The following is a 13,512-nucleotide window of genomic DNA, read 5'->3' as shown; positions in this document are numbered from 1 at the left end:
CTAGGCCGCTGATTGCTCAACGAACGAAAGCCGCGATTTACGAACTAGCTCATAGAACTCAATGTAACGAAGGGCCATCGACGCTACACTATTGTGCGCTCCTTCTCCAAGCTGCCACAATGCGACCCGCTCAGCGGCTAATCTGAAGCCTGCAACGTCCGATTTGATACGGCGAAGTTCAGCGACGATAGTGGACGGTTGTGAGCTAACCGGAAGAAGCCATCCAGCCCCGGCTTGGCGCAGCCGTTCTCCGACGGCGCCGATGTCCAACCCAAGAACCGGAAGGCCGCAGGCCCACATCTCAGTCAGTGTATGAGAGTAAGTCTCTGGCCAGATTGAGAATATCGCCCCCATATCTGGGGCAATTTCCTTCACGCGGTCTGCGAACTCGGCTCTGTCGTACTTGCCGTGCGCTATCACGCCAGGGCCCGTCCTGACGGTGCCTTGATCGCCGAGAATATGGAGCTCGATCTCCCCCACAGGAGCAAGGGCAGCGATCTCGTTGATCAACTGGGCTCCCTTGGCAACGGAGATGTTGCCTGGAATGAGGACCCGCAAGCTGGATCGCGCTACTGCCGGCCGCGGGGGAACAAACCCATCGAAATCACGGCCATGAGGGATCACCGTGTGTGGCAGCTTCGAAAGATCGGGGAAGCTGCGGAAGATCACGTCGAAAGCGGGAGCGGTCGTCGTGATGAAGCCGTCGCAGCAACTCAGCGCACGTGACATCCTCGTCCGCCATTCCGTGACGTATCTATGCTTGAGCCGCGGCATCTCGTGCGCAGGCCACAGCTCCGGGATGCACTCGCCGTGTCCGGCCGTGCACGTGCCGCCGCAGAAAGCGCGCCTATCGTCCAGCAGCTTCACGGTCGGACAAACCGCATAGTAGTCGTGGAACGAAAAAATGACATCGGCGCCGGATCTTCGGAATATCGCCGGAAGGTTCAGGCTGTGCCACGCTATGTGGCGGATATGCACGATCTCGAACGCATACAGGAACGCGAACTCGGCGATGATAGCGTCGTACTCGGCCGTTCCGTGGGCTATCGGATCCAATCGGGTCATGAGTTTCACTCGCCGGACCGTCTCCTGAGTTCCCGTGGTGCACCTCGTTAGTTCGACAATGCGGGTGTCGCAGCGAAGCACCCAGGCTTCGTATCGGTCGGAAACCCCCGCCATCAAATCGAGGTTCGTCTGAGGCGTTCCCCCCGTTGTGGTCGATATCACGTACAGAATGCGCGGCTTCGGCCTGCACCGCGAGATCTTGTACCTGGCGAGGGCACGCCGGACGCGCCAGCGTGTGGCAAGAACGTCCTGCCCGTTGAACGCGCGATCTACGAGATGCGAGTACTCGGGATATCGCTCGTCGACGAGGCGTCGTCCCGACGACAAATACGCATACTTCGAAGAGCCGAAACTGGCCGAGCGCGTGTGCTGGATCAAGGTGCGGTCATCGACGATATGTCGAAACCCGGCGCGCACGGCCCGCATCGAGAAGTCGTTCTCTTCGCCGTATCCCCGTGGAAAGCCTGCGTCGTCGAATGCACCGATTGCGTCCAGGCATGTTCGCCGGATGAAGAGGCAGAAGCCGTTCCCGGTCGGTACCGAGGGCAGGATGCCTGCTGCCTCCTGCCGGACCAGGCGGGCAGCGTCGTCCGGGCCGAGTTCCGGCGGGAAGTGGTTGGCCACGTTTGGTTCAGGCACGGAGAACGCGCCTGCGTTATCGGAGACCGGAGTGACTGTCGCGATCTCGGGGGAGAGGTAGGCCGCCACCCGTAGGCTCTCGAGCCATCCGGGCGTGACCACGACATCCGAATTCAGCAAGACGACGTCATCACGTCCCGCTTCTGACAGGCCTCTGTTGATCGTCCGGGTGTAACCCGCGTTTGCCTCGTTGCGCAGGACCCGAACGTTCGCGCGGCGCCTCGCTTCCAGGAGGATAGATGAGATCTCAGGATCCGGGCTCGCATCGTCGATGAGAAGCAAGCGAGCCGGAGCTTTTGTGTGCCGGAAGAGCGATGCAAGGCACGCTCGAAGCTCGACAGGCGCATTGTAGATGGGCACGATTATCGTAACGCCGCGCTGCGAGAAATCCGGCATTTGCAGCGGATGCGGCACGACGGGCTTGAGCGGGGGCAGGTTCTCGGCCTTTACCATGCCGTTCAGGAGCGGTTGCCTTGAATAGGCCGCCCGCACTTCCAGCTCGTGTTCCGAGGTTTCGCCAAGTGCATAGCTCGAGAGGGGCAAACGGAATCCACCGCCTTGGGCCGTTATGCCCGCCCTCACGAGATCGGGGCGATCGCCGCTCGCCCGGACGGAACTGTATCGAACTCCGTCGATAAACAACTCGACGGTGACCGGTATGTTTGGACTGACCGTATCGACTGCCCAACCCTGAACGAGTTCGGCCGAGTAGAGCTCCACCTTTCCCGTGGGGGCCGGAGCATAGCAAAACTCCAGCCAGTCATCGATGTTTTCACCGCGCCAGAGTTCAAGGCGATGCGCGCCCTCATCCGCCGGCGTCCAATCCGGAAAATGTCCACGTACGGAAGCAACCAGTTCGGAGAACGGCACACGTTTACTCAGGGAGCGCGTCTCAAGGCCTGCCGCCGCCCCGTCGATGGTTTCCTCCGCACCGATCGTGAGAGGGAAACGCTTGTTGAGAACGAGCTTGGCACTCCTCCCTACTAAATCAGCGCCTTGCGCGACTTGAATTTCGATACCTTCAGACGAGAGCTCGACGATTCGCCCACGCTGGCGGGACACGCGATCTGCCGCCCCAGCAGCGCGGTTGCCGATGGTACGCGGATGATTACGGAGTGCGGGTGGCATCAGTGGCGCCAAAGATCGGCGGTCAGGAGCGATGCATTGATCGAACCCTGATCTCGATCACTGCGGCATTCTCCGTGACACGCCTCGCGCGTGCAGTTCGCACAGCGAGCTTCGCTAGATCGCATCGGCACATCGTGTCAGCTTGCGCGATCGTGAACGGAGATCTCTGAGACCGAGACCTGCGCGCCCGGGAGCCCGGCTGTGCTCATCTCCTGATTTCGCTGCAGTCTGGCGAGCGCAGAGCGAGCTTCGGGCAGACCGTTCGCGGCTGCAGCCTCGTACCAGTTCACGGCCTCCTCGATGTCCTGAACACAGCCATCGCCGCGAGCGAGCATGGATGCAAGATTGTACTGCGCCCGGCGCTCCCCTCCAGCTGCGGCAATTCGGTACCAATACACTGCCTGCTTCGGATTTCTTCTTGTCCCCTGCCCCGAGGCGCACATCGCGCCAAGCTGAAACGCAGCTCGAACGTTGCCTCGGTCAGCCGCGAGAACGAAATGCTCGACGGCTCGCTCGTCGCTTTGCTCAACGCCCTTCCCATCGAGATAAAGCCATCCGAGAATGAAACCAGCGTCTGGGCTGCCAGCATCAGCCGCGGCTTGAAACCAGTATGCAGCCTGTTTCCGGTGACCGTCGATGTCGACCCCGGCGCGCTCTTCCGAGTAAAGGTGTCCCAATCTCATCATGGCGGGAACATGCCCTAGTTCGGCAGATTCCCGCAGGGCTCGAACGGCCTTATCGTAGTCGAGACGCTCGCCTTTGAGATGCTCCCCGGCCAGCATGAACTTTGCTTCGGCAGATCCTGCGGCGGCTGCCTTGCTGAGCAGCGCAACAGCGCTGGCTCGTTGTGTGGGTACCTCTCGCAGCGCCTTTGCCATCAAGACCTGGGCTTGTATGTGCCCCTTCTCGGCTGCCAGGCCGAGCCAATTCAGAGCCTCCTCGAGATTGGCACGACCGGATTCGAGTAGAAGGGAGCCGAGAAGGCACTGCGCCTCAGGATCACCCGCCTCCGCGGCCGGCCTGACCCACGTGATCGCTACACCCGTTCTTCCTTCCGCTCGATTATGCCTCGCAAGCACCAGCACTGCCGGGAGATACTGATGCATCGCGGCAAGCTCGAGATGGGATTTTGCCTGATCCAGATCGGCAGGGACGCCCTCTCCACTTAGATGCAACAGCGCCAGATGGTAGTTGGCCCTCGGGTCTCCCTTTCGACCAGCGATCCTGAAAAGACGAGCTGCTTGCTCGAGATCGCGCTCAACCCCTTGACCTGTTTGATACAGGAGGCCCAGAGCGGTCATTGCCCGAACGTTGCCCTGCCTGACTGCGCGCTTGTACCATGAAGCCGCGCGCTCGAAGTCGATAGGAACGTCAAGGCCGTTGGCGTAAATCACGCCGAGAGCGAATTCTGCGTCGGGATCAGCTCCCTCGGCGGCGGCCTCATACCACCGGCGGGCGGCCTGCCGGTCTGGAGGACACCCCCGCCCATCCGCCAGCATCCTCGCGACACTCGCCTGAGCAGCGACGTGACCTGCGCTCGCGGCAGCCAAGCCCCATCTCAAAGCTTCATCGGGATCTTCTGAGATTGCCAGCCCATTAGGAAAGAGCGCCGCCGACAATGCGTCCGTACGCGCCGGTGCCCCCGAGGCTGCCGCCGCGTACCAGCCAGCATTCGCCCCCCCTCGTTTCGTACCGCCGTGTAAGAGGACCAGATGAAGCTGGAACTGAGCCTCCTTATGGCCGCCCTCTGCGGCCTTCCGGTACCAGAAGGCTGCCTCTGCGAGGTTCTGCTGAGCGCCTTGCCCGGTCGCGTAAGCTAAGCCGAGCCGATACTGAGCCTCCAGGCCTCCCCCTTGCGCTAGACGCAGGAGCTCGCTCGTGTTCCCAGCATCATATGCCGCTACAACGCGGTCCGGCCTCTGACGGGAAAAGAAGTCTCTGCCCCCTGTGAGGCGGGCGAGGATGCTTCGTTCCGTAGCGGTGCCGCGATTAACGCTCACGCATCGCCTCGCCGAACTGGCGGATCAATCCGTGGAAAAAGTAGGCAAGAACCGTCCTCGTGCCCACATGTATGTCGGCATTAAGCTGCATCCCTGGAATCAGGCGCGCCGATTCCGGGAGGTTCTTCAGTTGCAGGTCATCAATGGTGACCCGCGCTTTATAGTACGCTGGAGCGGGGCGCCCGTCTGCGTCGGTCGTGAACACGCCTTCGCTGATCCAGCGCAGACGTCCCTCCGCCCATCCGTGCTCGACAAAATTGAAGGGGTCGAGCTTGATCACACAACGGTCCCCCGGACGTATAAATCCGATGTCGCCCGCAGCGACCTTGACCTCTGCCTCCAGCGGAGCGCGGGTCGGCACGATCTGCATCAGTTGCTCGCCGGCTTTCAGGATCGAGCCTTGCGACACCTTCGCAAGACGCAGCACGATCCCGTTTTCTGGCGCGGTCATAACAACGAGGTCCTGACGCCTCTTTGCCTTCGCCAGCTGTTCCAATGCGGCGTCGCGGCTCTGGCTAGCGGTGACCAGCTCCTGTCCCACCTGCGCGAGCCATTGCTGGTTGAATGCCTCACGATCGGAGATCAGCGCCTGGAGCTGATGGCCGGATTCACGCAGACTGTTCCGGCTGAGCTCCAGGTTGCGCTCGATCTCAATCCGCTGGTCGGTCGACTGAAGCAGTTGCAGGCGGCTCGTGATCTTAGAGGCTTCAAGCGCCGTGCGCATCGCCTCGATCTCCTTGAAGATCGCGAGACGGTCCGTAAGCTGGCGCTCATCCTCGCGAGTCTTATCCATAGTGGCTTTCGTCAGAGCGATTTTCTCATCGAAGCTTCGCTGTTGAGCCTGGAACTGCGACTTCCTTTGCACATAGAGGCTACGCTGGAGCGCAATGTACCCGTTCAATGCGTCTGTACCCGCACCAGCGCTTTCCATCTGAAAATCCCGACCCGCGCGCTCTGCCTCAAGCCGCGCAATCTGCGCATTCGCTGCCGCAACCTGCACTTCAAGCTGATTGACGTCAGCAGTCGTGAACGTGGGGTCAAGCTTCGCCAGAAGTTGTCCGCCCGTAACGACGTCCCCTTCCTTCACCAGGAGGCTACGGATGATCGAGTCTTCGAGCACCTGCAGGACAAGGTTGGGCTCCACGCCGGTGACCTCGCCACCGATGCTCGTCACGACCCGATCGAGCCTCATCACGGCCGAGAGCGCGATCAGTGTGAACACGAAGGCCACGATCGTACGGAGAACCCATCGGGCGGCGGGAGGCTCGCCCTCCTGCATGATCTCCCCAACCTCCGACTGGAAGGTTGCCAGGGCACGATTCCCGCGATCATGCGTGGCTGGCAATCCAGAACCTACGGCACCCATCTACGCCGACCTCGCCAGGAGCGGGACGGCGTCCTTGGCGAGGGCACGCGGTTCCGGCGGGCGTGGTGCCGTCCTGTTCTGCTGCCGCCACAAGCGAGCATACATTTCACACCGCTCGAGAAGTTCGTCGTGGGTGCCTTGGTCGATAACCAGCCCTCCGTCGATGACGAGGATGCTGTCGGCCACTGACAACGACGCGAGTCGATGCGAGATCATGATGACCGTCCGACCCGATGCAATCCGCCGAAAATTAGCGATGAGGACCGCCTCGCTTTCCACGTCGAGTGCACTGGTTGCTTCGTCGAAGAGCAGCATCCCAGGATTGCGCATCAGAGCGCGAGCAACGGCGAGGCGCTGCCGCTGTCCCCCGGAGAAGTTGCTCCCGCCTTCGAGGATCTGAGTCTCGTACCCGCGCGGAAGCTGGCTGATGAACTCGTCGGCTCCAGCGAGGCGAGCCATCTCGATCACACGCTCGAGCGGTGCGCCTGGCTCGCCGATGGCGATGTTGTCCCGAATTGAGCCCGAGAACAGGAAGCTCTCTTGGAGGACCACCCCCATCCCGGCGCGCAAGTGATTGACGTCGAACTCCTTGAGCTCCGTTCCATCAATCTTGATCTGCCCCGAATAATCAGTGTGCAGCCGCTGCAGCAGACGGGTGATCGTAGTCTTGCCGGAGCCGCTCCTTCCTACAATCCCGAGCACCTTTCCCGAGGGGACGACGAAGCTGACGCCCCTCAGGGCCGGCGTCGGCGATTGCAGGTACGAGAATGTAACGTTGTTGAACTCGATCTCGCCCCGCACTGGAGATCGAAGTCCGTCGCGATTGTCTGCCTCCTCGGCAGGCCTGTTGAGCAAGCCCGACACGGTGCTGACCGCCATTCTCGCATCGTCGTATTGCTGAACCAGGTAGGAAAGCTGGATGAGGGGCGAGGCTACTCGGTTGGCGAGGAGCATGAAGCCAATCAGGGCGCCCACATACACGGTCCCCTCGGCACTCAGAACAAGCCATACCCCGAAAGCTATTGCTCCCGTGGTCATCAGGCGCTCCATCGGCAGGACCGTGGCCTGCACGACGGCCGCCAGCCTCCCCTCGCGGATCCGCAGGCGGATCGACGCCGCGACACGCTGGTCCCACTCCCGCCGCTGGCGCTCCTGCAAGGCGAGTGTCTTCACCGTATGAATGCCACGCAGCGTCTCGAACAAGAATGCGCTCTTCCTACCTTCAGCCTCGAAAACGTCCTGCGAACGCCGCCGCAATCGCGGCAAAACCATGATAAGAAACAGAATGATGAGGCAGCAGATCGCCAGAACCCAGGCGGTCATGACAGGACTGATGATGACCATGATCGGCAGAAAGATGACGAGACCGATCATGTCGATGGCCGTGCCGAGGAGCTGACCCGTCATGAAGCCACGAATTCGCCCGATCTCGTTCATGTCGCGGGCGACGTTTCCAACCGGAGTGCTCTCGAAAAATTCCAGAGGGAGTCTGAGCAACTTTGAAAACGCGTGCGCCGAGAGCTTTCCGTCCAGTCGCGCCGAAACGTAAAGTATCACGATGCGCCGCAAAAACGTTAATACGGCTTCACAACAGATAAACACTGCCATGAAGACACACAAAACAGCGAAAGTGTTCGCGCTGTTATGATGAAGAACGCGATCCACCAACAGGCGGATGAACATGATCGGGCCGAGAGACAGGATTGCGAGCGCTAGCGCCGCGATCACGATGTCTCGAATCGTGCCCCGCTCTTGAAGCATCTCTCGCGCGAGCCACCCCATCCCGAATGGGGCGTCCGTCTGGTTGCCATGCTCGGGAGTTCGGAACTCCCGTTTGACCAAGAGCAATTCCCCATTCCACCCGCGCTCCAAGGCGAGGACGTCCAAGATAATCGGCCGCCCTTCTCCGACGACCGGGTCGACAAGGATGAATCGCGCAGCATGCCGCCTGGCGGCCGGAGATGGATCTTCCTGACTGACGAATGCCTGCTCGACCCGGAGCAGCACTAGAGCTTGGCCGTTCTTCAGGATGAGAACAGCAGGCAATGCCGACCTCAACTTCAGCAGGTCGTCGGCGCGCTGACCAGAGATCGGAGCGAGCCGTAACCCCGACCGCTCCGCGAGCGGTCCGAGTGCGCGCGCGGCCGAGGCCGATGAAGCGACCGTCCCTTCCTCAAACGCGATGGCTTCGGGCGCGATCTCCTGGAGACGGCCGGGGAGAGCGACCCCGAGATGACGCGCGACAATGGCGAGCGAAGCGAGCAACTGGTGAGTGTCGCGTTCATCGACCTCCAGTTCGACCGGGTTGCGGACTTCAGCCATGCAGATGCGGTCGTTGTCTCAGCCAGGGAATACAGAAGCCGCGGAAACGCGTAGTCGCACGGTTTAACGAGCAGCCCACCGAACGGCCGGCGGGGGCGGATCTTGTGAAACAGACATCTCGGCGCGTCCTTGTCGGAGTTGCAGCTCAGACTCGGAATCCGCCAGCGCGTCCGCGGTCCAGCTATAGCCGAAACGGAACTCGGTCTTCACCAATGCGCGAGCAGCCTCCCCCCCGGCAAGCATCAGCTTCTTGCGCAAACGAGTGACGAGGACGTCTACTGCACGGTCGTTGGCCGGCTGCTGCGCTCCGTAGATTGCAGTGCCGAGCTCAGCGCGGCTCAACACACACCAAGGCCGCATCGCAAGCGTTCGGAGAAGGCGGTTTTCTGCCGTAGTCAGGAGAACATCTCTTTGGGCTGGGCCCCTAATGATGTTGCCACGCAGACTCAAGCGAACACCTTCAGGCGAGACTGAACCCACTTGCTCGGCCTGGCTCGCGGACTGTCGCGCATCCTTGTCGACCCCTGCGGCAGACCGCCGCACAAGCTCTTGCATCAGAGTCGCGAACGCCCCGAGGTCGACCGGAACCTGAACGCACTCAGTCGCTCCATGAAGGCGGTACGCTAAGGCCTCCTCCGGACCTCCAGCGCTGACCACAACAAGCGGCAACGCAGTTAAGCTTCTGACTTTCCGGACGGCTTCCGCACCGACGCTGACTGTGTCAACGGAGGAGAGATTGAGAACGATCGCATCGGGCTGGGATGTCCTGACAACATCCTCAAAGGCTGCATTCGTAGACACAGATCCATCGGCAACCTCTTTCTGCAATCCAGTCGAAAGGTCTTCCTTAACGAACAGGATCTTGACACTCCATGCCATCGAACCCTTCTCGACCTTCCTGCACTGCCGAACCGATCAGCCGCCAACGGTATAAACCACCGAGTAGCTTGGCGCAAATCGGCGGACTGTGTTTGGACAGAAATTCCTATTATTCGCGAAGTTGAGCTTGCTGAGTTTGCTCCATTCCCAGATAATTCTACAACTTCACGGCTTGGCAAGGCATGATGGATCCCTTTTACGGTGATGCGACCATTGTCATCACGATTAATTGCGCATTACGCGAGGATATGTCTGCACTATTTCCCGAAACGTGCTTCGTGTCTCCGGTTGAATGGGATATGTAGACCGCACCGCAATTGCTTACCTTTATGCAATCTTGCCTTTGCTGCAGTTGCGCGCAGCGAGTGGCGGCCCGTCCCCACGAATTTGCGCGAGTTTTTAGCAGGTCCGCGCGCGATCGTGCTCTAGGTCTAAGCCTTGGGACGACGGCGAGGCGGACCAGATTGAGGCCGAGTAGGTTCTCGAACCAGACTTAGCGGTCACTCAGGATGTTCTGACGGTCCTATTTGCACGCGCGAAGCGCTTGCGCTGCGGCCGCGCCGCTGTCTCAGTACGCGCGCCCGTGGAATTGCGACCTAGCCCCTTGAGGGCGGCCGCGAGATGGCCCGGAACGTCGCATTCGGCGTAGGCCAAGACAGGAAGGTAGAGCTTAGCCCTCGGTCACCTCGGCGGTGGCGGTGGCGATGTGGACGGAGCCGATCTCAAACGACATCCGATCGGGGGCTCCCATAAGCCGCAATCATTTAAGAACTCGGTTCGGCACTGCTGTCGATGGCGATCGACAGACACGGGGGTCCGATGCCCTAAGCTTCAGGCAGCGCTGGTGCTCCGGCGCGGAGATCAACTCGCCTCCGTCCGGAGTCCACGAACGCGAGCTTCCACGTGCACATGTTCCCCGGGCCTGCCAACGCCCAGAGCCCGACCAACTGATCGGACATGCTATCGATGGGCCCGTAGTCAGGCGGTTGCTCGCGGCGTCGCCTTCCCGAACTTCACGCGCTCGCGCAGGGTCTGCAACACGACATAGAGCATGGGCACGAGGAAGATGCCGATCGAGCTCGCGGCGATCATGCCGCCGAAGACCGCGGTTCCGACGTCGCGGCGGCTGATCTGGGCCGCGCCGGTCGCGATCACGAGCGGGACGAGGCCGAGGATGAAGGCGGCGGACGTCATCATCACGGCGCGGAACCGCATCTGGGCGCCCATGATGGCCGCCTCCCTGATCGGCACGCCGGCCTCCCGCTGGTCCTTAGCGAACTCGACGATCAGGATGCCGTTCTTCGCAGCGAGCGCGATCAACACCACGAGGCCGATCTGGCTGTAGAGGTCGAGCGACAGGCCGGCGAGCTTGACGGCGAGGTAGGAGCCAAAGGCGCCGACCGCGACGGACAGGAGGACCGGAATCGGGATCGTCCAGCTCTCGTAGAGAGCTACCAGGAACAGATAGGCGAACAGGAAGGCGAGGCCGAGGACGATCCAGGTCTGCCCCGAGGCCTGCTGCTCCTGGTACGCGGTCCCGGTCCACTCATAGCCGTAGCCTGCCGGCAAGGTCCGGTCCGAGATCTGCTCCATCGCGGTCATCGCGGCCCCGGAGGAGACGCCGGGTGCCGGGCTGCCGTTCACGGTCACGGCCCGGAAATTGTTGTAGCGGGTGAGGACCTGCGGCCCCAGCACGATGCGCTCGCTCGCGATGGAGCGGAGCGGCACCATCTGGCCCGAGCCGCCACGGACATAGATGTTCCAGAGGTCGCGGATGTCGCCGCGGTCGGCTGCCTCGCCCTCCACGTTCACCTGCCAGGTGCGGCCGTACAGGTTGAAATTGTTCACATAGGCGCCGCCGAGCGTCGCCTGGAGCGAACTGAACACATCGCTGAGCGTCAGCCCGAGCACCTGTGCCTTGGTCCGGTCTATATCGAGAAAGATCGACGGATTCGACGCCGTGAAGGTGGAGAAGACGCGCGCGAGCTGCGGATCGCGGTTCGCAGCCGCCACGAGACCGCGCATCACGGCGTCCACCGCTGCCGGGTCCTGGCCCTCCCGCGCCTCGAGCATGTACTCGAAGCCGCCGCTGGTCGAGAGCCCGATGATCGGCGGCAGGTTGAACGGCAGCACCGTCGCCTGCTGGATCCGCGCTGCGGCGGCGTAAGTCCGCCCGATCAGGGCCCGCGCCGACTCAGCGGCGCTCCGGCGGTCGGCGAAGGGCTTGAGCTGCGCCACCATGAACGCGGCATTCGGCTCGGCGGCACCGTCCAGAAGCGAGAACCCGATGATGGAGAGCACCTGGTTGACGCCGGGCATGTCCTTGAGGAGCGTCTCGACTTGCGCGACGACCGCGCTCGTGCGGGCCACCGATGCTCCGTCGGGCAGTTGGACCGAGACGAAGAAGGCACCCTGATCCTCCTCCGGCAGGAAGCCGGCCGGGGTGATCCGGGAGAGGCCGAAGACGCCACCCGCGAAGATGAGGACCGCCACGAGCGAGAGCGCCGAGACGCGCACGAGCCGGCGAACGCCCGCCGTATAACGGTCCCGCGCCCAGTCGATCCCGCCGAGCACCCGGCCCATGATGCCGCGCCGCGGGCCCGTCGGGCGCAGGAATACCCCGCAGAGCGCGGGCGAAAGGGTCAGGGCGTTGATCGCCGAGATCATCATCGCCGCGCTGATCGTGACGGCGAATTGCCGGAACAGCGTCCCCGAGACGCCCGGTATGAAGGCGATCGGAACGAAGACGGACAGGAGCACGAGCGTGATGGCGATGATGGGCGCCGTGATCTGCGTCATGGCGAGCTTCGCCGCCTCGGGCGGGGACAGTTCCGGACGCTCCTCCATCACGCGCTCGACGTTTTCGACGACCACGATCGCATCATCGACCACGATGCCGATGGCGAGCACCATCGCGAGGAGCGACACCGTGTTGGCCGAGTAGCCGAGCACGTAGAGCACCGCGAAGGTGCCGATCAGGCTCACCGGCACGGCGACCGCAGGGATTACGGTCGCGCGCAGGTTCCCGAGAAACAGGAACACGACGATCACGACGAGGACGAAAGCCTCGGCCAGTGTCCGCAGCACCTCGGAAATCGTGTCCTGCACGAAGGTCGTCGAATCGTGCACGATCGTGTATCGCAGCCCCGCCGGAAACCGCGTCGACAGCCTTTCCAGCGTTGCCTTGACGGCGGTCGCGGCCCGCACCGCATTGGCTCCCGGGGCAAGGTAGATGCCGATCGGCACGCCAGGGCGGCCATCGAGGCGGGACTCGCTGTCGAAGCTTTGTGCACTGAGCTCAACCCGAGCGACATCGCGGACGCGCAAGGCGGAGCCGTCCGGGTTCGTCCGCAGCACGATCGCTCCGAACTGCGCAGGGGTCGACAATCGACCCTGCGTCTGGACGTTCATCTGGAACTGCTGCTCGTCCGTGATGGGAGGCGCCCCGATGCGGCCGACCGGGGCCTGGACGCTCTGGGCACGGATCGCGCTCACCACGTCCGAGGGGGCGAGGTTCAGGCTCGTCAGGCGCTGCGCATCGAACCAGATGCGCATCGAGTAATTCATCTTGGCGAACAGGCTCGCCTGGCCGATTCCCGACGTACGCGAGATATCGTCCAGCATGTTGATGATCGCGTAGTTCGTGATGAAGAGCGGATCCTGCGCGCCCGTCTCGCTGTAGAGCACGAGGAAGAGCAGGATCGCGGATGACTTCTTCTCCACCGCGACGCCCTGCTGCTGCACCTCGGTGGGGAGCTGGGACAGGGCGGTCTGGACGCGGTTGTTGACAGTGACGGCATCGATGTCCGGGTCGGAGCCGAGCTCGAAGCTCACCGACAGGCTGTAGCTGCCGTCATTGGCGCTGGTGGACTTCATGTAGATCATGCGGTCGACACCGATGATCTGTGCTTCGAGCGGCTGGGCGACACTTTCCTCGACGACCTCCGCGGAAGCGCCCGGGTAGCTCGCCGACACGCTCACCTGCGGCGGCACGATGTCAGGAAACTGCGCGACCGGGATCCGAAACAGCGCCAACCCACCCGCGATCGTGATGACGAGCGCGATGACGATCGCGAGCCGCGGGCGGTCGACGAAGATCGACGAGATCATGAC

The 13,512-nt window shown here is 62.3% G+C and carries 6 protein-coding genes and 1 pseudogene; all 7 read right to left on the bottom strand.

Annotation, left to right across the window (positions count from 1 at the left end):
• Window positions 1-2,832 carry a glycosyltransferase gene (locus ACO2SS_RS22450; RefSeq protein WP_423280054.1) on the bottom strand — a complete coding sequence of 944 codons (2,832 nt, stop codon included), beginning with the start codon at window positions 2,830-2,832 and terminating at the stop codon, window positions 1-3.
• Window positions 2,833-2,969: 137 nt separating this feature from the next.
• Window positions 2,970-4,382 carry a tetratricopeptide repeat protein gene (locus ACO2SS_RS22445; protein ID WP_423280129.1) on the bottom strand — a complete coding sequence of 471 codons (1,413 nt, stop codon included), beginning with the start codon at window positions 4,380-4,382 and terminating at the stop codon, window positions 2,970-2,972.
• 198 nt (window positions 4,383-4,580) lie between these two features.
• Window positions 4,581-4,832, bottom strand: a pseudogene (locus ACO2SS_RS22440) (SEL1-like repeat protein); the annotation flags it as partial.
• Window positions 4,822-6,111 carry an HlyD family type I secretion periplasmic adaptor subunit gene (locus ACO2SS_RS22435; RefSeq protein WP_423280053.1) on the bottom strand — a complete coding sequence of 430 codons (1,290 nt, stop codon included), beginning with the start codon at window positions 6,109-6,111 and terminating at the stop codon, window positions 4,822-4,824. The gene ACO2SS_RS22435 and the pseudogene ACO2SS_RS22440, both read right to left, overlap by 11 nt.
• A gap of 87 nt (window positions 6,112-6,198) precedes the next feature.
• Window positions 6,199-8,520, bottom strand: coding sequence for a peptidase domain-containing ABC transporter (locus ACO2SS_RS22430; protein WP_423280052.1), 2,322 nt, complete (start codon window positions 8,518-8,520; stop codon window positions 6,199-6,201).
• Between the two features lie 63 nt (window positions 8,521-8,583).
• Window positions 8,584-9,075: a winged helix-turn-helix domain-containing protein gene (locus ACO2SS_RS22425; RefSeq protein ID WP_423280128.1), complete on the bottom strand. Its 492-nt coding sequence runs from the start codon at window positions 9,073-9,075 to the stop codon at window positions 8,584-8,586.
• A gap of 1,302 nt (window positions 9,076-10,377) precedes the next feature.
• Complete coding sequence (locus ACO2SS_RS22420; protein WP_423280051.1) at window positions 10,378-13,509, bottom strand: efflux RND transporter permease subunit; 3,132 nt, start codon at window positions 13,507-13,509, stop codon at window positions 10,378-10,380.
• Window positions 13,510-13,512: the final 3 nt, after the last annotated feature.

Origin of the sequence: Enterovirga sp. CN4-39 (assembly GCF_049446235.1) — a bacterium.
Taxonomy (GTDB): domain Bacteria; phylum Pseudomonadota; class Alphaproteobacteria; order Rhizobiales; family Beijerinckiaceae; genus Enterovirga.
The sequence above is the reverse complement of the archived record's forward strand: the minus strand, read 5'-3'. Positions and strand labels throughout refer to the sequence as shown.